This window comes from Mesorhizobium argentiipisi (SeqCode), from assembly GCF_037179585.1.
GTDB classification, from domain to species: domain Bacteria; phylum Pseudomonadota; class Alphaproteobacteria; order Rhizobiales; family Rhizobiaceae; genus Mesorhizobium; species Mesorhizobium argentiipisi.
On record NZ_JAPYKO010000016.1, the window covers coordinates 84,002 to 105,082 of the forward strand.

Here is a 21,081-nt window from a genome sequence, read left to right on the forward strand (position 1 = left end):
GCCGGCATCAGCTGAATATCAACAGACCCTAGGCGGGCTGCGCCTGCCGCCCTTCGGGAATGGAGCTCAGCAGCGTCTGGCGCGCCGACTTCAGATGCTTGCGGCAGGCGGCGTCCACCTTGCCGGGATCGCGCGATCTCAGCGCCGCGATATAGGCAAGATGCTCCTGCACGGCGACCTCGTTGCGCTGGCGCTCCTCGGCCTTGTTCCACTGATAGTGGTAATGGAAGATCATCGCGATCACATCGTAGAAGTCGACGATGAAGCGGTTGTGCGAGGCGCGGTGAATCAGCCGGTGGAAGCGCTCGTCGAGCTCGGAGAATTCGTTGAAGCGCGTGGCGATTTGGCTGGCGAGCTGTCGATGCTCGCCCTCCAGCCGGTCGAGATCGGCCCACACCGCGCTGTCCTCCGGCAGCGCGGCGAAAGCCGCCGCCGAGCGCAGCTCGAACATCTCGCGGATCTCGGTCAGCTCCAGCGCGAAGGCGCGCGTGAAACCCTTCAGCACCCAATGGCTGTTGCGCCTTTTCTCAATCAGGCCGAAGCGCGAGAAGCGGATCAGGAATTCGCGCACGCTGGTGGTGCCGACGCCGATCTCGCGCGCCAGCTCCAGCTCGTTGATCTGCATGCCGGCTTCGGCGCCCCCCGCAAGCAGACGCCGCATGAAGGAGCGCTCGATGATCTCGGCCAGCGAGTCGGTCTCTTCCTCGGGGAAGAAATCCTCGGGCCGCGGCGCCCTGAGCACCGTCTTGTTGCGCTTGTTCCAGTCGATCAGCCCGGTTTCTTCCATGCGCGCAAGGATGCTGCGCACCGTGGTGCGGCTGACGCCGAGCAACGTGCCGAGCTCCGGTTCCGACGGCAGGCTCTTGGTCTCGTCGAGCAGCCGCAGACAGCGGTTATAGGCGTCCTTGTAGACGTTGTTGCTCTTCGACATGCCCCGTATCCCCAACGCTTGCGGCGGCCTGCCGGAAGCGCGATATGATCGGTGTACCTAGCGCAAGCTTCCGAAAAGCAGAACGCCTTTCGCCGGTTTGCCAGAAGGACAATCATGCACGTCCCTGCGACGCGCATTGCCCGCGACGAAAAAACAATTGACGCAAAAATGTTTTTTCCCGATAAAAGACATTACCTTTAAACGGGCGCAAGTCAATCCGCCCGCATTCCCAGGATCACCCAGGACAGCCGCCCGTGAACGTTGCAAACACCATCCTCCTTTCTCCCGCCGACAATGTCGCCGTCGCCAATGGCCGTCTCGAGATCGGCGCCGCATTGCCGGGCGGCGCCAAGGCTATTGCGGTGATCGAGCCGGGCCACAAGGTCGCGATCAAGCCCATTGCTGCAGGCGAAGCGGTGGTGAAATACGCGCAGGCTATCGGTCGCGCCACGCAAGACATCGCGCCCGGCGAGCACGTCCATTCGCACAATCTGGTTTTCGAGAGCGGCCGCTTGCCTGTGGTGCCGCCGAGCGAGGCCGAGCACGCCACCGAGGCCGACCGCAAGCGCACCTTCATGGGCTACCGCCGCGCCGATGGCCGGGCCGGCACGCGCAATTTCATCGGCATCATCGCCAGCGTCAATTGCTCGTCTACCGTCTGCCACGCCATCGCCGACGAAGCCAACCGCACGCTGCTGCCGAAATATCCCGGCATTGACGGTTTCGTGCCGATCGTGCACGGCCAGGGCTGCGGCATGAGCGCTACCGGCGACGGCATGATGGTGCTGCACCGCACGCTAGCCGGCTATGCGCGCCATCCGAATTTCGGCGGCGTGCTGATGGTCGGGCTCGGCTGCGAGGTCAACCAGCTCACGCTGTATGGTCAGAAGGGCGTGGCTGCGGGAAAGCGGCATTTCAACATCCAGGAGGCCGGCGGCTCGCGCAAGTCGGTCGAGAAGGCGATGGGCGTGTTGGCCGAGATCGCCGAGGAAGTCGGCCAGTTGCAACGCGAGCCGATCCCAGTCTCGGAGATCGTCGTCGGACTGCAATGCGGCGGCTCGGACGGCATGTCCGGCATCACCGCAAACCCGGCGCTGGGCGCCGCCGTCGATATCCTGGCCGGCTGCGGCGGCATCGGCATCCTGTCGGAGACGACCGAGATCTACGGCGCCGAACATCTGCTTGCCTATCGCGCCGCCTCGCCCGAGATCGCCGCCAAGCTCGACGGCTTTGTGAAGTGGTGGGAGGACCACACCGCCAAGCACGGCGCCTCGATCGACAACAATCCCTCGCCGGGCAACAAGCGCGGCGGCCTGACCACGATCCTCGAGAAATCGCTGGGCGCGGTCGCCAAGGGCGGCCAGACGCCGCTCAACGGCGTCTTCGGCTATGCCGAGAAGGTTTCGGGGAGCGGTCTGGTGTTCATGGACACGCCCGGCTACGACCCGGTCTCAGCGACCGGACAGGTGGCCGGCGGCGCCAACGTCATCGTCTTCACCACCGGCCGCGGCTCCTGCTTCGGCTGCCGGCCGACGCCTTCGATCAAGGTCGCCACCAATTCGACCATGTATCACCAAATGGAAGAGGACATGGACGTCAATTGCGGCGTCATCGCCTCGGGCGAGAAGACGATCGGCGGCATGGGCCGCGAGCTCTTCGAACTGATCATCGAGACTGCGTCCGGCCGAAAGACCAAGAGCGAGGCGTTCGGCTACGGCGACAACGAATTCGTGCCCTGGCATCTCGGCGCAACGCTTTAGAGCATGATCCCGAAAAGTGGGAACGAAACGTCATCCTGCAGGCTGGTCGCCGCGAGGGAAGCGCTGGCGCCAGCAAGGACGTCTGCTTTCACAATTGCGCGACCTCGTGGTGGAATGAATATTCCACATTGACAGTGCCGTGAAATTATCGTTCCATAGCAACAAGGAGGAACGGAAGCGCCGATATGTAGCCAGGGAGGAGCAAACCTCGTCCCGGATCACATGAACGGCACCAGACACCGCTTGCATCGATCATGGCGATGCATTATCAACAAAAGGCATCTGTTTTTTATTGATAAAGTTCTGTTTTGGACTCGCCTATCCAAACGGAGCTTCCGCAACCTTCACCAGGCGACCTTAGGGAGGAACCTAATGAAATTCGTGACCAGCCTTCTCAACCGCCGCGCCTTCGTGGCCTTGGCCGCAGCTTCGATGCTTGCCGGCGCAATGCATTCCGCGCCCGCTTCGGCAGCCGACGTGACCATTCCGATCATCGTCAAGGACACCACATCCTTCTACTGGCAGATCGTGCTGGCCGGCGCGCGCAAGGCCGGCAAGGATCTCGGCGTCAACGTGCCTGAGCTCGGCGCGCAGGCCGAAACCGACGTTAACGGCCAGATCTCGATCCTCGAGAACGCCGTCGCCAGCAACCCGGCGGCCGTCGTTATCTCGCCGACCGAGTTCAAGGCGCTCGGCAAGCCGATCGATGAGGCGGCTTCCAAGGTCAAGGTCATCGGCATCGATTCCGGCGCCGACTCCAAGGCCTTCACCTCCTTCCTGACCACCGACAACGTGCAGGGCGGCCGCGTCGCCGCCGACGGTCTCGCCGCGGCGATCGGCGCTGCCAATGGCGGCAAGGTGGAAGGCAAGGTCGCGATGATCACGGCGCTTCCCGGCGCCGGCTCGCTCGAGCAGCGCAAGCAAGGCTTCATCGAACAGATCAAGGCCAAGTATCCGGGCCTCCAGCTTGTCGCCGACAAATATGCCGACGGCCAGGCCACCACGGGCTTGAACATCGCGACCGACCTGATCACCGCCAATCCTGACCTCAAGGGCATCTTCGCCTCGAACCTGATCATGGCGCAAGGCGTCGGCCAGGCGATCGCCGAAAACAATCTCGGCGGCAAGGTGGCGCTGATCGGCTTCGACAGCGACGAAAAGCTCATCAAGTTCCTCAATGACGGCGTCATCTCGGGCCTGGTGGTCCAGGATCCGTACCGGATGGGCTATGACGGCATCAAGACCGCTCTGGCCGCCTCGAAGGGCGAGAAGGTCGAGGCCAATGTCGACACCGGCGCGAACCTCGTCACCAAGGACAACATGAAGGATCCGAAGATCGACGCTCTGCTCAACCCGAAGCTCAAGTGAGCAGCGTTGCGACAGTCGTTTCCGGGGCCTTGCGCCCCGGAAACATCCATCGGGGCGATTTGGAAATTCGCCGGCCTGATTTAGGCTCCGACTTCAAGATGCGCGTCAGACGCATCGCTGCGTGCCCAACGGTTGAGACCAATCTGGGAGGATTGTCATGACGTCGACGGCGCAGGACCTGCACCCCGCCCCCACGCTGGCCCCGGGCAGGACGATCCTCGAGCTCAACGGGCTGGAAAAGCGCTATCCCGGCACGCATGCGCTGAAGCCCGTGCATCTTGCCTTCAAGGCGGGCGAGATCCACGCCATCGTCGGCGAGAACGGCGCCGGCAAATCCACCCTCATCAAGCTCCTGACCGGCGTCATGCCGCGCACATCCGGCGAGGTGATCTGGGAAGGCAAGCCGACCGCCTTGGCCACGCCGCATGAGGCGATGGCGCTGGGCATCAACGCCGTCCACCAGGAGGTGGTGCTGTGCCGCCATCTCACCGTCGCCGCCAACATGTTCCTCGGCGAGGAGGAGTCACGCTTCGGCCTGCTGCAGCAGCGCGCCATGGTGAAGGACGCGCAGAAGATCATTGACGGGCTGGGCTTCGACTTGCCGGCGCATGTCATGCTCGGCGATCTCACCATCGGCCAGCAGCAGCTGATCGCCGCCGCCCGCGCTACGGTGCGCGGCACGAAGTTTCTGATCTTCGACGAGCCGACCGCCTATCTCACCCGCAAGGAGGCCGACCAGCTCTTCAAGCTGATCCGGCGGCTCAAGGGCGAAGGCGTCACCATCATTTATATCAGCCACCGCATGGAGGAAGTGTTCGAGCTCGCCGACCGCGTTTCCGTGCTGCGCGACGGCACTCTGGTCGGCACCCGCAACATCGCCGAGACCGACGAGCCCGAGCTGGTCAAACTGATGATCAACCGCTCGATCGAGCAGATCTACCACAAGGAGCATTTTACACCGGGCGCGACCATCGTCGAGACGAAGAACCTCTCCGGCAAAGGCTTCGAGAATGTCTCGGTGACCGTCCGCGCCGGCGAGATCGTCGGCCTCTACGGCCTGATCGGCGCCGGGCGCAGCGAGTTCGTCACCACGCTTTACGGCCGCCACAGGAAATCTGCGGGCCAGATCCTGTGGCAAGGCAAGGAAGTGGAGGTCAATTCCGAGCACGACGCGATCCGGCTTGGCATGGCGCTGGCGCCGGAAAGCCGCCGCGACCAGGGCCTGTGCCTCAATTTGCCGGTCGGCATGAACCTCAACCTGCCGATCTACAAACGCATCTCCAGCAATTTGCTGATCTCGGGCCCCAAGGAGAAGGCCGAGGCCGACCGCCAGATCGCCGATCTGCGCATCAAGACGCCGACGCGCCATGCGCTGGCTTCCAGCCTTTCGGGCGGCAACCAGCAGAAGATCGTCATCGGCAAATGGCTGGCGCATGGCGCCAAGCTGTTCATCTTCGACGAGCCGACGGTGGGCGTCGACGTCGGCACCAAGGCCGAGATCTACCGCCTGTTCTCGACGCTGCTGTCCAAGGGCGCCGGCATCATCCTGATCTCGTCCTATCTGCCGGAAGTCTATGAGCTTGCCGATACGCTGCACGTGTTCCGGCGCGGCAAGCTGGTCGCGACCCATGGTTTCCGGACCGCCAGCCACGAGGATATTTTGGGTCAGGCACTGGCCGAGAAACAAGAAAAGTCGGGAGGACAAAAATGAGCACCGAGGCGATCCCCGCCGAAAAACCCAAGCGCAATTTCAACGCCCTCTTCGGCCTGACGCTGCTTGGCCTTTTGCTCCTGATGTGGATCGTGCTGGCCGTCGCCACGCCGTCCTTCGCCACGACGCTCAACATCACCAACCTTCTGCGTCAGGGCTCGCTGATCGCCATCCTCGCCGTCGGCCAGACTTTCGTCATCATCACCGGCGGCATCGATCTGTCGGTCGGCGCGGTGGTCGGCTTCACCACCGTCATTGTCGCGCTTTTGATCAACGCCGGTTGGCCGATCTGGGCCGCGGTGCTGATCACGCTGCTGGTGGGCGTCGCCATCGGCCTCTTCCACGGCTTCGGCATCGTCAAGATGGGCCTGCCGCCTTTCATCATCACCTTGGCCACCATGACCTCGCTGCGCGGCATCGGCCTCCTGATGACGAACGGCAACTCGATCTCGATCAACAGCGACTCGTTCCAGGCTTTCTCGCGCGGCTCGCTCGCAGGCATTCCCTACCTGTTCTGGATGGTGATCCTGGTCGCCATCCCGTCCTATGTCTTCCTGCACCACACGCGCTGGGGCCGTTACCTGTTCTCGGTCGGCTCCAACGCCGAGGCCGCGCGCCTGTCCGGCGTCAACGTGCCGCGCACCATCTTCATGGCCTATATCCTGTCCGGCCTTCTGGCGGCCATTGTCGGCGTGCTCCTGGCCTCGCGCATCGGCATCGGCAACCCGACGCAGGGCGACACCTATGAGCTGCAGGCCATCGCCTCGTCGGTGATCGGCGGCACCTCGCTCTTCGGCGCAATCGGCTCCGTGCACGGTCCGCTGATCGGCTCTTTCATCCTGTCGACGATCAACAACGGCGCCAACCTGCTCAACGTCAACACCTTCTGGCAGCGCGTTATCACCGGTCTGCTGATCATCGTCATCGTCTACTTCGACGGCCTGCGCCGTCGCGGCAAATGACTCCTCCCTGAAACTAACGCGCCGGCCCCGCTCGAGCGAGGCCGGCGCTCTTTTGCTTGGATTTGCGATATGAAAGCCGTTGTCTGCCGTTCGCCCGGCGAGCTTGTCCTCGAAGACCGCGCCGACCCAGGCGCGCCGCCGCCCGGCTGGGCGCGCGTGGCGGTGAGCCATGTAGGCATCTGCGGCACGGACTATCATATCTTCGAAGGCAAGCACCCGTTCCTGGCCTATCCGCGCGTCATGGGCCACGAGGTCTCGGGCACGATCGTCGAGAAGGGCGAAAGCGTCGATATCGCCGTCGGCGAGCAGGTGATCATCAACCCTTATCTTTCATGCGGCAAATGCATCGCCTGCCGGCACGGCAAGCCGAATTGCTGTGTGAAGATCGAAGTGCTCGGCGTTCACCGCGACGGCGCCATGTGCGACGAGATCCTGGTGCCGGCCCAGAACCTTTATCCGGCGAACGGCCTGTCGCTCGCCGATGCCGCGGCGGTCGAATTCCTGGCGATCGGCGCGCATGCGGTGCGGAGATCGCTTAGCATACCCGGCCAGCGCACGCTGGTCATCGGCGCCGGCCCGATCGGCCTCGGCACGGCGATCTTCGCGCGCATCGCCGGGCTGGATGTCAGTCTGCTCGACATGAGCGCCGAGCGGCTCGATTTCGCCGAAAAGCAACTCGGCTTTGCCGCGCTGGACGGCTCGAAGGCAGCGGCCGACGAACTGGTGCGGCAGGCAACCGCCGGCGAAGGGTTCGACCTTGTGTTCGACGCGACCGGCAACACGCAATCGGTGCAGTCGGCCTTCGCCCATGTCGCGCATGGCGGCACGCTGGTGCTGGTCAGCGTCGTCAAGGACGATATCACCTTCTCCGACCCCGAATTCCACAAGCGCGAGATGACGCTGGTCGGCAGCCGCAATGCCCTCAAGGCCGATTTCGAGCATGTCGCCGCATCGATCCGCAACGGCGCCGTGCCATTGAACAAGCTGGTCACCCATCGCACGACGCTCGCCGGAACGCCGCGCGACCTCGCCAGATGGACACATGAGAAGTCGGGTCTGATCAAGGCGGTCATCGAGGTCGGGTGATAACAGGACAGGCGGTGAACTCGGCCCGAATTGACGGAGCGCCGCACAAGTCGACCCCCACTCCGTCTCGGCTTCGCCGAGCCACCTCTCCCCCGATCGACGGGGGAGAGGAAGGGTGCGAGCCTTGCAGCCAACGCTCTTCAACCGGACACACTGCTTCTCCGGTCGCCAGCGTGCTCCTTTCCTCTCCCTCCGGAGGGGAGAGAGGTGGCTCGGCGAAGCCGAGACGGAGTGGGGGAAGGCGAGTCTCAAACGCCAAGCCGCTGACAAGTAAGCGACCTGACATCAGCGTAAAGCAGATCAATCACGGGCTCGTACAAGGCTGGCACTCCCTACAACACCGACAACTTCAGCTCCACCCGCTCTGCCGGAAAGCGCGACTCCGCGAACTGGATTGGCTCACCGTCGAGCGTCACGTTGATTGCAATTGTGACCAGCACGATGGCGCCGGGCTGCAGATCGAGGGCTGCAAGGTCGTCGGCATCGGCGTGGCGCGCCGACAGCACGGTCGAATGCCTCAGATAGTCATTGATGCCAAAGCGCTTCAGTGAGGCGGTGATCGACCCCGTCTCGGCCATCGCGGCCTCGATGCCGGCGAAGCGCTTTGCGTCGAACCAGGTCGTTGCGCGCGACACCGCATGGCCATCGGCCTCGCCGCGGGTCTCCAGGCGGATGACGGCCGCGCCCTCGGCGATGCCCAGCGCCTCCGCGATGCGCCGGCTGGCCGGCTCCGTCGATGACGACAAGAGCGCAATATGCCGCTCGCTCGTCTGCCCCTGCAGTCCGGTCGAGAAGCGCGTGCGCGCGCCGATCGGATAGGACAGCCGCTTGCGCGACAACACGAAGGTGCCGCGTCCCTGCTCGGCCTTCAGCACGCCTTCCTGCACAAGGGCTGCAATAGCGCTGCGCACCGTGTGGCGGTTGACCCCGTAGCGTTCCGCCAGCGCGACCTCGGGCGGCAGCGCCACATTCTCTTGGAAATCGCCGCTCGCAATCCCCTGCAGGATCCTGTCGGCGATCTGCCGCCATAGCGACACGCCGTTGCGCCGTTCGATGCTGCTCGCCAGTCCGGTCACCCATCGCCCCCAAGCATTTTTCCCGGGTTGTCATTCACCCGTCATGGACTCTCGTTAGGAGGTAGGTATAATTTGTATAGTTGCCTATATCAATAGACAAATTTATGCAGGCAAGGAGCGGTGCGATGCGAGGACAGGAAGCGCGCGAGCAGGCCGGGCGGAAAGCCTTGATGGCGACGCTGGCGCACGCCGAAGCCGATGAGATCGCCCGCCTATGGAACGAGTCGGGCCTGCCCTCCGAAGCTGAGCTTTTGCGCGGCCCCGAAACCGGGCTGGTGACGGTGCGCGGACGGATCGGCGGCGGCGGCGCTCCCTTCAATGCCGGCGAGGCGACGGTCACCCGGGCCACGGTGCGGCTGCCCTCCGGCCAAGTCGGCCATTCTTATGCGCTCGGCCGCGACAAGGGAAAGGCCAAGCTAGCGGCGATCGCCGACGCGCTCTGGCAGGACCCGGCGCACCGCGAAGCGGTCGAGGCGAAGCTCGCCGCGCCTTTGCGCGCGGCGCTCGATGCGGCGCGCGAGACAAAGCGTGTCGAAACGGCGGCCACGAAAGTGGATTTCTTCACGATGGTGCGCGGAGAGGACTGATGGATATCGCCACGCAATCGATCGACGGCGGCTTCGCCGAGCCGGTCTTCAACGCCCAGGGAGTGTTCCGCGCCATCATGGACGCGATGGCGCGCCCCGGCACGGTCCAGCCGTTGCCGCAGCTCGCTCGCCCGCCGGCGCCGTTGTCGGCGACGGCCGGCGCCGTGGCGCTCTCGCTCTGCGACAACGACACGCCGGTCTGGCTTGATCCGCCGCTGCAGGCCGAAGCCCCGGTCAAGGCATGGCTCGGCTTCCACACCGGCGCGCCCTTGGCCAACACGCCCGCCGACGCGCATTTCGCCTTGATCGCTAATCCGAAGGAGATGGCGGCGCTCGACGGTTTTGCGCAAGGCACGCAGGAATATCCCGACCGCTCGACTACGCTGGTCCTCCTGGTCGACGACCTTGCCTCGGGCCCGTCGCTGTTGCTCGAAGGTCCGGGGATCGAAAAGACGGCGATGATCGCGCCTCCAGGCATGCCGCGCCATTTCGTCGAGCAGTGGAAGCAGAACAACCAGCGTTTCCCACGCGGCGTCGACATCATCCTGGCGGCGCCCGGCAGCCTTGCCTGCCTGCCGCGCACCATCCGCATCAAATCGATGGAGGCATGACATGTATGTCGCGGTGAAAGGCGGCGAAGCCGCTATTGCCAACGCGCACCGCCTGCTTGCCGATCGCCGCCGGGGCGATCGCTCGGTGCCGGCGCTGCGCCTCGATCAGATCGTCGAGCAGCTGGCGCTCGGCGTCGACCGGGTCATGAGCGAAGGCTCGCTCTACGACCGCGAGCTTGCGGCTCTCGCCGTCGTCCAGGCGCGCGGCGACATGATCGAGGCGATCTTCCTGGTGCGCGCCTACCGCACCACTCTGCCGCGCTTCGGCTACACCAATCCGGTCGATACCGGCGCCATGCAGGTCGAGCGCCGTGTCTCGGCCACCTATAAGGACCTGCCCGGCGGACAGGTGCTTGGGCCCACTTTCGATTACACCCATCGCCTGCTCGATCCGGAGCTTGCCGCCGGCGCCGAGGTCGAGATGCCCGCGCAGCGTCCGGTCGAGCCGGAGGCCATGCCGCGCGTTTCGGCGATCCTCGCCCATGAAGGCCTGATCGAGGCCGATGGCGACATGCCGCTGGACCATGTGCCCGGCGACATCACGCGCGAGCCGCTGCAATTCCCGATGGCGCGCGACATCCGCCTGCAGGCGCTGTCGCGCGGTGACGAAGGCTTTCTCCTGGCGCTTGGCTATTCGACGCAGCGCGGCTACGCCCGCAACCATCCCTTCGTCGGCGAGATACGCATCGGCGAGGTCGAGCTGGAGCTCGACGTGCCGGAGCTACCCTTCGCCGTGCCGCTCGGCTCCATCCGCGTCACCGAATGCCAGATGGTCAATCAGTTCAAGGGCTCGGCCAAGGCGCCGCCGCAGTTCACGCGCGGTTACGGCCTCGTCTTCGGCCAGAGCGAGCGCAAGGCGATGGCCATGGCGCTCTGCGACCGGGCGCTACGCGCGAGCGAGCTCGGCGAGGACGTCGTCGCCGCGGCGCAGGACGAGGAATTCGTCATCTCGCATTCCGACAATGTCCAGGCGACCGGCTTCGTCGAGCATCTGAAGCTGCCGCACTATGTCGACTTCCAAGCCGAGCTCGGCCTGGTTCGCCGCATGCGCGCCGAATACGAAGCGCGGCAAAACGAGGACAAGGCCGCTGAGGAGAAGCGCGAGGCGGCGGAATGACTTCAGTGTCCGCTACCGGAATGCCCGCCGCCGTCGAAGCCGCCAGTATAGTCGCCGCCACCGAAGGACTCGCCGTACGGAGGTTCCCTTGGCGCGGGGAGAACCATTTTCCGCAGCGCAAAGGTCGCGAAGCCGGCGAACACCAGCAGCAGCACGCCAAGATGCAACCAACCGGTAGAGTCCATTCGGGCGTCCTTCCGCGTCTTGGGCGCCAATTTCATAGCAGAGAGCGGACGTGATCGCCATGACCGACATCGCCACCTACAACTTCGCCTATCTCGATGAGCAGACCAAGCGGATGATCCGCCGCGCCATCCTCAAGGGGATCGCCATCCCCGGCTACCAGGTGCCTTTCGCCTCGCGCGAGATGCCGATGCCTTATGGCTGGGGTACCGGGGGCGTCCAGGTCACCGCCTCGATCATCGGCCCGGATGACGTGCTGAAGGTCATCGACCAAGGCGCCGACGACACCACCAACGCCGTCTCGATCCGCGCCTTCTTCAAGAAGGTCGCCAATGTCGCCGTCACCACCGACACGGCAACCGCCACCATCATCCAGACCCGCCACCGCATCCCCGAGCATGCGCTCAACGCGGGACAGGTGCTAGTCTTCCAAGTGCCGATCCCCGAGCCGCTGCGCTTCCTCGAGCCGCGCGAGACCGAGACGCGCAAGATGCATGCGCTGGAGGAATACGGCCTCATGCATGTGAAGCTCTATGAGGACATTGCCAGGCACGGCCGCATCGCCACCACCTACGCCTATCCGGTCAGGGTCGAGGGCCGTTACGTGATGGATCCTTCGCCGACGCCGAAATTCGACAATCCGAAGATGCACCGCTCGCCCGCCTTGCAGTTGTTCGGCGCCGGCCGCGAGAAACGCATCTATGCGGTGCCGCCCTTCACCGACGTCGTCAGCCTCGATTTCGAGGACCATCCCTTCGAGGTCCAGACCTTCGACCAGCCCTGCGCGCTCTGCGGCGCCGAGAATGTCTATCTCGACGAGGTCATCCTCGACGACCATGGCGGCCACATGTTCGTCTGCTCCGATACCGACCACTGCGAGAAGCGCCGCGGCGGTTCTACCTCCCCCTCGTGGGGAGGTAGCGCCGAAGGCGCGGGTGGGGGGAACGGCCAATCTTCTCTTTCTTCAATCCCCACCCCGGCGCTGCGCGCCGACCCTCCCCACAAGGGGGAGGGTAAGGAGGCCGAATGACCGACGAACCGCTGCTGCGCGTTTCAGCGCTGTCCAAATTCTACGGCTCGCGCGTCGGCTGCGAGAACATCACCTTCGACCTCTGGCCAGGCGAGGTGCTGGCGGTGGTTGGCGAGTCCGGCTCCGGCAAGACGACGCTGCTCAACTGCCTGTCGACCCGCCTGCTGCCCTCTTCCGGCACGGCCAGCTACCGCATGCGCGATGGCCAATGGCGCGAGCTCTACCGCATGAGCGAGGCCGAGCGCCGCTTCCTGATGCGCACCGACTGGGGCTTCGTCCACCAGAACCCGGCGGACGGCCTGCGCATGACGGTGTCGGCCGGCGCCAATGTCGGCGAAAGGCTGATGGCGGTCGGCGACCGCCACTACGGCAGGATCCGCGCCACCGCCGTCGACTGGCTGTCGCGCGTCGAGATCGACGAGGACCGCATCGACGACGAGCCGCGCGCCTTTTCCGGCGGCATGCGCCAGCGCCTGCAGATCGCGCGCAATCTGGTGACCGGACCACGGCTCGTCTTCATGGATGAGCCGACCGGCGGCCTCGACGTCTCGGTGCAGGCCCGCCTGCTCGATCTGCTGCGCGGGCTGGTCACTGACCTCGGGCTGGCGGCGATCGTCGTCACCCACGACCTCGCGGTGGCCAGGCTTTTGTCGCAGCGCATGATGGTGATGAAGGACGGCCGCGTCGTCGAAAGCGGCCTCACCGACCGCGTGCTCGACGATCCGCGCGCGCCTTATACCCAGCTTCTCGTTTCTTCCATCCTGCAGGTGTGATGATGGCTACGCCTCTCGTTGTCTCCGATGTCGCCAAAAGCTTCACCATGCATCTGCGCGACGGCGTCACGCTGCCGGTGGTGGCGGGGGTCTCCTTCTCGATCCGCGCCGGCGAATGCGCCGTGCTCGGCGGCCCGTCCGGCGCCGGAAAAAGCTCGATCCTGAAGATGCTTTACGGCAACTACGCCGTCGATGAAGGCCAGATCATCGTCCAGCATGGGGGCGGGTTGATCGACCTCGCCTCCGCCAGCCCGCGCACCGTGCTTTCCGTGCGCCGCCATACCATCGGCTATGTCAGTCAGTTCCTGCGCACCGTCCCGCGCGTTTCCGCGCTCGACGTCGTCGCCGAGCCGCTGGTCGAGCGCGGCGAGGACAGGGAAAGCGCGCGGGCGAGAGCGCGTGCCCTGTTGGCGCAGCTCAACCTGCCGGAAAAGCTCTGGGCCTTGCCGCCCGCGACCTTCTCCGGCGGCGAGCAGCAGCGCGTCAACATCGCGCGCGGCTTCATTACGGAGCATCCGATCCTGTTGCTGGACGAGCCGACGGCCTCGCTCGACGCGAAGAACCGCGATGTCGTGGTCGAGCTCATCGCCGCCAAGAAGGCGGCGGGCGTTGCCCTGCTCGGCATCTTTCACGACCTCGACGTGCGCGAGGCTGTCGCCGACCGCGTTATCGACGTAACCGCCTTCGCCGCCGGAAAGATCGCCGCATGAAGAAGCTTTCGGAGGCGCCGCTGATCCATCCGACGGCGCAGGTCGAAAACTCGACGCTCGGCCGCTGGACCGAGATCGCCGAGCGCAGCCGCGTCGCCGAATGCGAGCTCGGCGACTATTCCTATATGATGCAGGACTGCGCCGTGTGGTGCGCGACCATCGGCAAGTTCTCCAACATCGCGGCAAGCGTGCGCATCAACGCCACCAACCATCCGACATGGCGTCCGACGCTGCACCACTTCACCTACCGCGCCTCCGACTATTGGGACGACGCCGAACATGAAAGCGCGTTCTTCGCCGAGCGCCGCGCCAAACGCGTTACCATCGGCCACGACACCTGGCTTGGCCATGGCTCGACCATCCTGCCCGGCGTCACCGTCGGCGACGGCGCGGCGGTCGGCGCGGGCGCCGTGGTGTCGAAGGACGTCGCGCCCTACACCATCGTCGGCGGCGTGCCGGCCAAACCGATCCGCGAGCGCTTCGACCGTCGGACCGCCGAACGCTACCAGGCTTTAGCCTGGTGGGATTGGGATCATGCAAGGCTGCGCGCCGCCCTCGACGATTTCCGCGAGCTGGAGGCCGAGGCTTTCCTGGAGAAATATGGCGGCTGATGATTGTGAACGGTGAATAGTGAATTGTGCTGACGAATAGGGCTCAGGGAAGCCTTCTTCACCATTCACACCGTTGACACATGACTCGGACAGGACGTCATCTCTCCAAGGAGATCGCGATGCTCGCCACAACCAGACCCTCGCTCGCCGGATTTTTCGAAGGCAGCAACCCGATAGCGCCCGTGCATCTCGGCACCCGTTACGACATGTCGGGCAACTTCCTCCCCGAACCCGGCAACACGGTCGTCAGTCACCTCGTCGGCGGCTCGCTTTCCGAAGCGGCGATCATCAAGGTACGCGAGCGCATGCTCGCCATGCCGGATGCCGATCGCCTCGCCTTTACGCCGATCTCCAGCCTGCACATGACGCTCTTCCAAGGCATCATCGAATACCGGCGCCGCCTCCTCTACTGGCCCTCCGACGTGCCGCTCGACACCGGCATCGACGCCATGACCCGCCTCTATCTGCAGCGCCTGGAGGGCTTTGAGGCCTGCCCTCCGTTTCGTATCAAGACCATCGGCGTCACGCCAAACGGCTTGACCGTCGCCGGTGCAACGGAAGAGGACCGTGCTGTCCTCAAGGCCTGGCGCGACGCGCTATCTGTGCCGTTCGGCTACCGCCATCCGGACCACGATTCCTATGTCTTCCACATCACCTTCGCCTACCAGATCCGCCGCCTCGCCGATGAGCGCGCCGCGGCCTGGCAGGAATTGTTCGACGAGAGCCTGTCGTTCCTCGAGCGCGAGGCTCCGGTGATCGAACTCAGGCCGCCGGCCTTCTGCAGCTTCAAGGACATGAAGCATTTCGAGGAATTGCTGGTGCTTGGTTGAATCTCCAAGGCTGTGGGACGTAACAAAACTGACATCAATCCGACACCCCAGCTTCATCGGCCTGCGCTAGCGAAGGTTAACAGACCTGCAAGAGCGCGACGGACTGGAGTTTTGGTATGTCAGCATCATCGGCCACGCTTGAGATCCGCGGCGTAACCCGACGATTTGGCAAGAACACCGCCGTCAGCGACATCAACATCTCGATCCCGCGCGGCCAGATGGTCGGGATCATCGGCCGTTCGGGCGCCGGCAAGTCGACGCTTTTGCGCATGATCAATCGTCTCATCGATCCCAGCCAGGGGTCGATTTTTTTTGAGGGCGCGGAGGTTTCCAGCCTGCAGGGCTCGCCGCTGCGCCGCTGGCAGCGCGACTGCGCCATGATCTTCCAGCAGTTCAACCTCGTGCCACGTCTCGACGTGCTGACCAACGTGCTGCTCGGGCGCCTCAACCATCGCTCGACGATTTCCAATCTGCTCGGCATGTTCACGCGCACCGAATGCGCCGAGGCGGTGGCCGCGCTCGAGCGCCTCGACATCGCCCGCACAGCGCTGCAGCCGGCCGGCACGCTGTCCGGCGGCCAGCAGCAGCGCGTCGCGATCGCCCGCGCCATGATGCAGCAGCCGAAAGTGCTTCTGGCCGACGAGCCGATCGCCTCGCTCGACCCGCTCAACGCCAAGGTTGTGATGGACTCGCTGCGCGACATCAATCTGCGCGAAGGCATCACCGTCGTGACGAACCTGCACACGCTGGACACCGCGCGCGCCTATTGCAACCGTATCATCGGCATGGCCGCCGGCAAGGTCGTCTTCGACGGCGCTCCGGAAGATCTCGACCGCGATGCCGTGCGCACCGTCTACGGCGCCGACGCCAGCGGCACCGAGATCTCCGAAGCCATCACGTCGACCAGCGTGACGATCAAGCCAAAGATCATCGCATCCGCCGGACCGCTCGAACCAGCCTTCCCCGGCTACTGACTCCGCCGCCCGACCCAGCGGGTCCGGGCAAATCGCGGATGTCGGCCGAGCAACCCGGATCGCCCGCCAGCGTCAAAGGCAAGACTTGAAAAATCAGAACGCCGCCGGCGCGCAGCCGGAACAACAGGAGAGAGAGCAAAATGTTCAGGAAGATGATTTTTGGGGCGGTTTCGCTGCTCGCCATGGCGGCAAGTGCCGCGCACGCCGCTGACATCAAGGAATTCCGCGTCGGCATTCTCGGCGGCGAGAACGAGACCGACCGTCTGCGCAACTACCAGTGCCTCGCCGATCACCTGAAGTCCGAATTCGGCTTCGAGAAGGTGTCGCTGTTCCCGGCCGCCGACTATGACGGCGTCATCCAGGGCCTGCTCGGCGGCACGCTCGACTTCGCCGAGCTCGGCGCTTCCGGTTACGCCAGCGTCTATCTCAAGGATCCGAAAGCGGTAACGCCGATCCTCACCACCAAGCAGACAGACGGCTCGACCGGCTACTACTCGATCGGCCTGGCGCTGAAGTCTTCCGGCATCACCGACATCAAGTCGGCTAAGGGCAAGAAGCTCGGCTATGCCGATCCGGATTCGACCTCCGGCTATCTGATCCCGCTGACCCAGATTCCGAAGGACACCGGCGCTTCCAACGAAACCTACTTCGCCTCGACGCAGTTCAACGGTGGCCATGAGAACAACGTGTTGGCCGTGCGCGACGGCAAGGTCGACGTAGCGGTGGACGATTCCTCCGGCATCGGCGACTTCAAGAACGGCTACACCTCCGGCACCTTCCACAAGGAAGTCGCCAAGGGCGCCGTCGACCCGAACGACTTCGTCGAAGTGTGGCGCTCGGGCCTGATCCCGAACGGCCCGCTGGTTGTCCGCACCGCGCTCGGCGACGACATGACCGCCAAGCTCACCGCGTTCTTCACCGCCCTGCCGGCCAAGGACAAGGCTTGCTTCGAAGGCGTCGAAGGTGGCGATTTCACCGGCTACGTCCCGGTGAAGCCCGACTTCTACAGCGTCATCGTCGAAGCCCGCAAAGCAGCCATCGGCGGCTAAAGGCATCAGGAAAAAGGGCGGCGTTCGAAACGCCGCCCTTTTTGCATGTCCCGATCATGACATCAGCGACACTCCATTCCGACGCCACCCGCCAGCAGGCCGATGCCTGGCGGCGCCAGACGTCGCTGCGCCGCTTCTACACTGCGCTTGGCGTCGCCCTGCTGCTCGTCGCCATGTGCGCGACCATGTGGTTCGCCGACGAGGCCAATGCCGGCCATTTCTTCGACCGGCTGCCGCACATCCTCGATTTCCTGAGCTGGCTGGTCCCGAAGGACTGGAATGATGTCTGGCGGGCGCTGTTCGACATCGCCTCGCCCAACGACAAGGGTACGCAGGAATTCAATTTCCCGCTTGGCCGCGTCTACATCTGGGGCGGCTTCTACATCCCCGAATATTTCGAGCTGATGCTGACCACGGTGAACGTCGCGCTGGTCTCGACCTTCATCGGCTTCGTCTTCGCGGTTCCCTTCTCCTTCATTGCCGCGCGCAACCTGACGCCGAACCCGATCCTGCGGCTCGTCGTCAAGCGCTTCATGGAACTGCTGCGCGCCTTCCCCGAGATCGTCATCGCCGGACTGTTCGCGGCCATCGTCTCGATCGGCCCGGTCGCCGCCATCATCGCCATCGGCCTGCATTCGATCGGCGCGCTGGGCAAGTTGTTCTATGAGATCAACGAGAACATCGACATGCGCCCGGAAGAGGGCCTGCGCGCCGTCGGCGCCAACTGGTTCGAGCGCGTGCGCTTCGCCGACCTGCCGCAGGTGCTGCCCAATTTCATGTCCTATACTCTGCTCAGGATCGAGATCAACGTGCGCATCTCGACCATCATGGGCGCGGTCGGCGGCGGCGGCATCGGCGAGGAGCTGAAGCTTTCCATTTCACGCGGCTTCGGCGCCAAGACCCTGGCGCTGGTGCTCCTGCTCTTCGTCACCATCTTCCTCGTCGACCAGTTCTCCGCCTGGCTGCGCCGCAAGCTCGTCGGCGAGCAAGCTTTTTTGATGAGCGCTTGACCATGATCCCGAACCGAAGGACCGCGTTAGCGAAAAGTGGATGCCGGTTTTCGGACGAGATCATGGTCAGGACCAAAGAGTAAGCTATGGCTATGACCGCCTCCGAACTAAGCGCCATCGAAGACCGCCATCCGCAGATATTCCAGCGGCCGGCCTACAAGCGCTTCTGGCCGCTGCTGCTGATCGCGGGCACCGTGCTCTATCTTGGCTATGCCTTGTGGTTCTTCAGCCTGCCGCAAGTGCTGCGCGAGTCGCATTGGGAGCGCCTGCCGCTCTTCCTATCGCAATGGATCAGCTACGACCTGCAGCCGGAATTCCGTCTCGATCAGCCCGAGATCACGCCGAAATATCCGCGCTTCTCGGCGCTCGGCGAGAACCCCAATCCCGATTGGGTGATCAAGAACCCCGACGGCACCTTCACCGTCCGGATCGACGGCGATGCGAAATCCATCACCTTCGACAAGACAAGGGCGGCGATCACGGCCAACGGCGTGACCGTCCCGATATCGCTGACCGGCGGCAAGCCGGTGGTCACAGGTCCGGTGCCCGACTGGGTGACCGTCCATGACGACGAGATCGTCGCCAAGATGGGCTTTGTCGGCGAGGTGCGCGTCACCGTCGACCGCGTCAAGGTGCGCAAGCGCTTCCTCGGCTGGGCCAATTTCGTCTTCGATACGCGCTCGCCCTTCTTCGGCAAGTCGGCCGGCGAGGTCATCTCGCTCATCGCCTCCGGGCCAGAGCTCAAGCCCGGCACCTCGAACCTCGCCTTGGCCGCCGACAATATCTGGAACAACGCCCAGTGGCAGCATGGCGATGTCTGGACGAAGCTGTTGCAGACCATCGTCATGGCCTTCCTGGGCACGCTGCTCGGCGGCATCGTCGCCTTCCCGCTCGCCTTCTTCGCCGCCCGCAACATTACGCCGAGCGGCGTGCTCAGCCAGGTGCTGAAACGCTTCTTCGACTTCATGCGCTCCGTCGACATGCTGATCTGGGCGCTGTTCTTCACCCGCGCCTTCGGCCCCGGACCGCTGGCCGGCAGCGCCGCGATCTTCTTCACCGAGATCGGCACATTAGGCAAAACCTATTCCGAGGCGCTGGAGAACATCGACGACAAGCCGCGCGAAGGCGTGCTTTCGACCGGCGCCAACGGCCTGCTCGTGCAGCGCTACGGCGTGCTGCCGGAAGTGGTGCCGGTCTTCATCAGCCAGACGCTCTACCAGTGGGAATCCAACACCCGCGGCGCGACCATCATCGGCGCCGTCGGCGCCGGCGGCATCGGCCTGAAGCTCTGGGAAGCGATGCGCACCAATTCCAACTGGGCCAACGTCTTCTACATGGTGCTGCTGACGCTGCTCGTCGTCTTCATCTTCGACAACATCTCGAACTTCCTGCGCCGAAGGCTGAGCCGCACGCTGCACGATTACAATCGGCTGCAGGCTGCGCAGGGGTAACCTTGTGATGCAGAAGCGCAAGCATCGTCTCGCCTGCGCCAAGGTCGACCCCCACTCCGTCGAGCTGCGCTCGACACCTCTCCCCCGATCGACGCGGTAGAGGAAAGGCGCCAAGATGTCCGAGTCGCGCCTGTCCTCGAAGGCCGAGGCTTCCTTCCTCTCCCGGCGCCACCATGCTCCCTTTCCTCTCCCTCCGGAGGGGGGAGAGGTGGCTCGGCGAAGCCGAGACGGAGTGGGGGAACCACTTGGCAATTGCCGCGAACGCAAATAGGAAATGGACAAGGGGTCACTGTCGCGCGATCAGGGCGCTTACGCCGCCCTCTTCCACCCATCCCTGATATGCCGATACCCCTCGCGGTAAACCGCCTCCGGGCTCTCGGCGAAATCGCGCCAAACCTTGGTCGCCGCCGCCAAATCCTTCAGCGAGCGCCCGAACGACTCGATGGTCAGCCAGTCGTCATAGCCGCTCTTGCGGATAGCGGAAAAAGTCTCCTTCCACGGGATGTTGCCGCGCCCCGGCACGCCGCGATCATTCTCCGAAATATGGATATGGACGACATTGCGGCGATGCTTCGTATAGGCGCCGATCGGGTCGGCTTCCTCGATATTGGCATGAAACGTGTCGTACATCGCCTTGATGTGTGGCCGGTCGATCGCGTCGATATGCTCCGACAGATCGGCCATGGTGTTCACCAGATAGCATTCGAAGCGGTTGAGCGCTTCCAGCCCGATGGTCACGCCCCTCTTGCCGGCATGGTCGCCGATCGCGCGCTGCGAGGCGACCGAGCGCTTCTTTTCGGCCGCCGTCGGCCCGCTGCCGGAAAAGGCGCCGAGCGTCGAATGCAGCGGCCCGCTGAGGGTGTCAGCGCCGAGGGCCGCGCTGCAGTCGATCGCCCATTTCATATACTCGATGCCGGCCTTGCGCGTCGCGGCGTCCGGCGAGATCAGGTTCATCGCCGGATCGCCCATGGCCGAGACAGCGGTGCGCTCCAGGCCGATGCGGTCGAGCATCGCGCCGAGTTTTTTATAGTCGTCAGGTACTCCGACAAAGACCGGTATTTCGACGCCGTCGAAGCCGGTCGCCTTGATGTCCTTGAGCAGCGCCTCGTGCTTCTTCGAGACGCTGGTGGTCCACAAGAACATGCACATGCCGATTTTCATCAACACCCCCCTCCCTCTGACGGCCGGCTGATTGCACCGCCGATCTCGCCACTCCCCCTCATCCGGCCGCTTCGCGGCCACCTTCTCGCC

General features: G+C 64.3%; 21 protein-coding genes. 17 read left to right on the plus strand and 4 right to left on the minus strand.

The genetic code is table 11. The annotated features are described in order from the left end of the window. Positions 1–28: 28 nt before the first annotated feature. Positions 29–931: a GntR family transcriptional regulator gene (locus tag O7A05_RS21590; RefSeq protein ID WP_337094978.1), complete on the minus strand. Its 903-nt coding sequence runs from the start codon at positions 929–931 to the stop codon at positions 29–31. Positions 932–1,185: 254 nt separating this feature from the next. On the opposite strand from O7A05_RS21590, the gene O7A05_RS21595 reads away from it, so the two are divergent. The 5 genes from O7A05_RS21595 (at position 1,186) to O7A05_RS21615 (ending at position 7,818) form a co-directional block, all read left to right on the plus strand. Further along, positions 1,186–2,691 (plus strand): UxaA family hydrolase, encoded by a 1,506-nt coding sequence (locus O7A05_RS21595; RefSeq protein WP_337094979.1) that lies wholly within the window; start codon positions 1,186–1,188, stop codon positions 2,689–2,691. Between the two features lie 372 nt (positions 2,692–3,063). Continuing rightward, positions 3,064–4,059 (plus strand): ABC transporter substrate-binding protein, encoded by a 996-nt coding sequence (locus O7A05_RS21600; RefSeq protein WP_337094980.1) that lies wholly within the window; start codon positions 3,064–3,066, stop codon positions 4,057–4,059. Between the two features lie 157 nt (positions 4,060–4,216). Next, positions 4,217–5,770: a sugar ABC transporter ATP-binding protein gene (locus O7A05_RS21605; protein ID WP_337094981.1), complete on the plus strand. Its 1,554-nt coding sequence runs from the start codon at positions 4,217–4,219 to the stop codon at positions 5,768–5,770. Then, on the plus strand, positions 5,767–6,732 hold the full coding sequence (locus O7A05_RS21610) for an ABC transporter permease (protein ID WP_224532065.1): 966 nt from the start codon (positions 5,767–5,769) through the stop codon (positions 6,730–6,732). Before O7A05_RS21605 ends, O7A05_RS21610 begins: the two co-directional genes overlap by 4 nt. Before the next feature lie 69 nt (positions 6,733–6,801). Next, the gene (locus O7A05_RS21615) at positions 6,802–7,818 is read left to right on the plus strand and encodes a zinc-binding alcohol dehydrogenase family protein (RefSeq protein ID WP_337094982.1); all 1,017 of its coding nucleotides are present in this window, start codon (positions 6,802–6,804) and stop codon (positions 7,816–7,818) included. Positions 7,819–8,150: 332 nt separating this feature from the next. Here the strand turns inward: O7A05_RS21615 and phnF are convergent, their stop codons facing one another. After that, a complete protein-coding gene (gene phnF / locus O7A05_RS21620; protein WP_337095049.1) occupies positions 8,151–8,885 on the minus strand; it encodes a phosphonate metabolism transcriptional regulator PhnF in 735 nt (244 codons plus the stop codon). Positions 8,886–9,019: 134 nt separating this feature from the next. Between phnF and phnG the strand changes: the two genes are divergently transcribed. The 3 genes from phnG to O7A05_RS21635 are packed head-to-tail and all read left to right on the plus strand — an operon-like array spanning position 9,020 to position 11,209. Then, positions 9,020–9,481, plus strand: a complete 462-nt coding sequence (phnG, locus tag O7A05_RS21625; RefSeq protein WP_337094983.1) for a phosphonate C-P lyase system protein PhnG — start codon at positions 9,020–9,022, stop codon at positions 9,479–9,481. Then, the gene (gene phnH, locus O7A05_RS21630) at positions 9,481–10,092 is read left to right on the plus strand and encodes a phosphonate C-P lyase system protein PhnH (RefSeq protein ID WP_337094984.1); all 612 of its coding nucleotides are present in this window, start codon (positions 9,481–9,483) and stop codon (positions 10,090–10,092) included. The genes phnG and phnH overlap by 1 nt, the downstream gene beginning before the upstream one ends. A 1-nt stretch (position 10,093) precedes the next feature. Next, positions 10,094–11,209 (plus strand): carbon-phosphorus lyase complex subunit, encoded by a 1,116-nt coding sequence (locus O7A05_RS21635; RefSeq protein WP_337094985.1) that lies wholly within the window; start codon positions 10,094–10,096, stop codon positions 11,207–11,209. Positions 11,210–11,211: 2 nt separating this feature from the next. On the opposite strand, the gene O7A05_RS21640 is transcribed toward O7A05_RS21635, so the two are convergent. Further along, positions 11,212–11,394: a hypothetical protein gene (locus O7A05_RS21640; RefSeq protein WP_224532070.1), complete on the minus strand. Its 183-nt coding sequence runs from the start codon at positions 11,392–11,394 to the stop codon at positions 11,212–11,214. Between the two features lie 59 nt (positions 11,395–11,453). Between O7A05_RS21640 and O7A05_RS21645 the strand changes: the two genes are divergently transcribed. The 9 genes from O7A05_RS21645 to phnE (O7A05_RS21685) all read left to right on the plus strand — a co-directional run bounded on the left by O7A05_RS21645 (position 11,454) and on the right by phnE (O7A05_RS21685) (position 19,830). Next, positions 11,454–12,422 carry an alpha-D-ribose 1-methylphosphonate 5-phosphate C-P-lyase PhnJ gene (locus tag O7A05_RS21645; protein ID WP_337094986.1) on the plus strand — a complete coding sequence of 323 codons (969 nt, stop codon included), beginning with the start codon at positions 11,454–11,456 and terminating at the stop codon, positions 12,420–12,422. Then, positions 12,419–13,195, plus strand: coding sequence for a phosphonate C-P lyase system protein PhnK (gene phnK / locus O7A05_RS21650; RefSeq protein ID WP_337094987.1), 777 nt, complete (start codon positions 12,419–12,421; stop codon positions 13,193–13,195). The genes O7A05_RS21645 and phnK overlap by 4 nt, the downstream gene beginning before the upstream one ends. A gap of 2 nt (positions 13,196–13,197) precedes the next feature. Next, positions 13,198–13,905 (plus strand): phosphonate C-P lyase system protein PhnL, encoded by a 708-nt coding sequence (gene phnL, locus O7A05_RS21655; RefSeq protein ID WP_337094988.1) that lies wholly within the window; start codon positions 13,198–13,200, stop codon positions 13,903–13,905. Beyond that, positions 13,902–14,516: a DapH/DapD/GlmU-related protein gene (locus O7A05_RS21660; protein ID WP_337094989.1), complete on the plus strand. Its 615-nt coding sequence runs from the start codon at positions 13,902–13,904 to the stop codon at positions 14,514–14,516. The genes phnL and O7A05_RS21660 overlap by 4 nt, the downstream gene beginning before the upstream one ends. 119 nt (positions 14,517–14,635) lie before the next feature. Further along, positions 14,636–15,346: a DUF1868 domain-containing protein gene (locus tag O7A05_RS21665; RefSeq protein WP_337094990.1), complete on the plus strand. Its 711-nt coding sequence runs from the start codon at positions 14,636–14,638 to the stop codon at positions 15,344–15,346. A 116-nt stretch (positions 15,347–15,462) separates the two neighbouring features. After that, positions 15,463–16,320 (plus strand): phosphonate ABC transporter ATP-binding protein, encoded by an 858-nt coding sequence (gene phnC, locus O7A05_RS21670; protein ID WP_337094991.1) that lies wholly within the window; start codon positions 15,463–15,465, stop codon positions 16,318–16,320. A gap of 140 nt (positions 16,321–16,460) precedes the next feature. Further along, positions 16,461–17,369 (plus strand): phosphonate ABC transporter substrate-binding protein, encoded by a 909-nt coding sequence (gene phnD, locus O7A05_RS21675; protein ID WP_337094992.1) that lies wholly within the window; start codon positions 16,461–16,463, stop codon positions 17,367–17,369. A 56-nt stretch (positions 17,370–17,425) separates the two neighbouring features. Continuing rightward, positions 17,426–18,379, plus strand: a complete 954-nt coding sequence (gene phnE, locus O7A05_RS21680; RefSeq protein ID WP_337094993.1) for a phosphonate ABC transporter, permease protein PhnE — start codon at positions 17,426–17,428, stop codon at positions 18,377–18,379. Between the two features lie 86 nt (positions 18,380–18,465). Next, positions 18,466–19,830, plus strand: a complete 1,365-nt coding sequence (phnE, locus tag O7A05_RS21685; protein WP_337094994.1) for a phosphonate ABC transporter, permease protein PhnE — start codon at positions 18,466–18,468, stop codon at positions 19,828–19,830. Between the two features lie 309 nt (positions 19,831–20,139). Here phnE (O7A05_RS21685) and O7A05_RS21690 read toward each other — a convergent pair whose 3' ends face one another. Next, positions 20,140–20,991 (minus strand): sugar phosphate isomerase/epimerase family protein, encoded by an 852-nt coding sequence (locus O7A05_RS21690; RefSeq protein ID WP_337094995.1) that lies wholly within the window; start codon positions 20,989–20,991, stop codon positions 20,140–20,142. Positions 20,992–21,081: the final 90 nt, after the last annotated feature.

Excerpts from the sequence above, each read along its gene's own strand:
- O7A05_RS21590 (WP_337094978.1), bottom strand. The coding sequence starts at position 931 with ATGTCGAAGAGCAACAACGTCTACAAGGACGCCTATAACCGCTGTCTG.
- O7A05_RS21600 (WP_337094980.1), top strand. The coding sequence starts at position 3,064 with ATGAAATTCGTGACCAGCCTTCTCAACCGCCGCGCCTTCGTGGCCTTG.
- O7A05_RS21605 (WP_337094981.1), top strand. The coding sequence starts at position 4,217 with ATGACGTCGACGGCGCAGGACCTGCACCCCGCCCCCACGCTGGCCCCG.
- O7A05_RS21610 (WP_224532065.1), top strand. The coding sequence starts at position 5,767 with ATGAGCACCGAGGCGATCCCCGCCGAAAAACCCAAGCGCAATTTCAAC.
- O7A05_RS21615 (WP_337094982.1), top strand. The coding sequence starts at position 6,802 with ATGAAAGCCGTTGTCTGCCGTTCGCCCGGCGAGCTTGTCCTCGAAGAC.
- phnG (WP_337094983.1), top strand. The coding sequence starts at position 9,020 with ATGCGAGGACAGGAAGCGCGCGAGCAGGCCGGGCGGAAAGCCTTGATG.
- phnH (WP_337094984.1), top strand. The coding sequence starts at position 9,481 with ATGGATATCGCCACGCAATCGATCGACGGCGGCTTCGCCGAGCCGGTC.
- O7A05_RS21635 (WP_337094985.1), top strand. The coding sequence starts at position 10,094 with ATGTATGTCGCGGTGAAAGGCGGCGAAGCCGCTATTGCCAACGCGCAC.
- O7A05_RS21640 (WP_224532070.1), bottom strand. The coding sequence starts at position 11,394 with ATGGACTCTACCGGTTGGTTGCATCTTGGCGTGCTGCTGCTGGTGTTC.
- O7A05_RS21645 (WP_337094986.1), top strand. The coding sequence starts at position 11,454 with ATGACCGACATCGCCACCTACAACTTCGCCTATCTCGATGAGCAGACC.
- phnK (WP_337094987.1), top strand. The coding sequence starts at position 12,419 with ATGACCGACGAACCGCTGCTGCGCGTTTCAGCGCTGTCCAAATTCTAC.
- phnL (WP_337094988.1), top strand. The coding sequence starts at position 13,198 with ATGGCTACGCCTCTCGTTGTCTCCGATGTCGCCAAAAGCTTCACCATG.
- O7A05_RS21660 (WP_337094989.1), top strand. The coding sequence starts at position 13,902 with ATGAAGAAGCTTTCGGAGGCGCCGCTGATCCATCCGACGGCGCAGGTC.
- O7A05_RS21665 (WP_337094990.1), top strand. The coding sequence starts at position 14,636 with ATGCTCGCCACAACCAGACCCTCGCTCGCCGGATTTTTCGAAGGCAGC.
- phnC (WP_337094991.1), top strand. The coding sequence starts at position 15,463 with ATGTCAGCATCATCGGCCACGCTTGAGATCCGCGGCGTAACCCGACGA.
- phnD (WP_337094992.1), top strand. The coding sequence starts at position 16,461 with ATGTTCAGGAAGATGATTTTTGGGGCGGTTTCGCTGCTCGCCATGGCG.
- phnE (WP_337094993.1), top strand. The coding sequence starts at position 17,426 with ATGACATCAGCGACACTCCATTCCGACGCCACCCGCCAGCAGGCCGAT.
- phnE (WP_337094994.1), top strand. The coding sequence starts at position 18,466 with ATGGCTATGACCGCCTCCGAACTAAGCGCCATCGAAGACCGCCATCCG.
- O7A05_RS21690 (WP_337094995.1), bottom strand. The coding sequence starts at position 20,991 with ATGAAAATCGGCATGTGCATGTTCTTGTGGACCACCAGCGTCTCGAAG.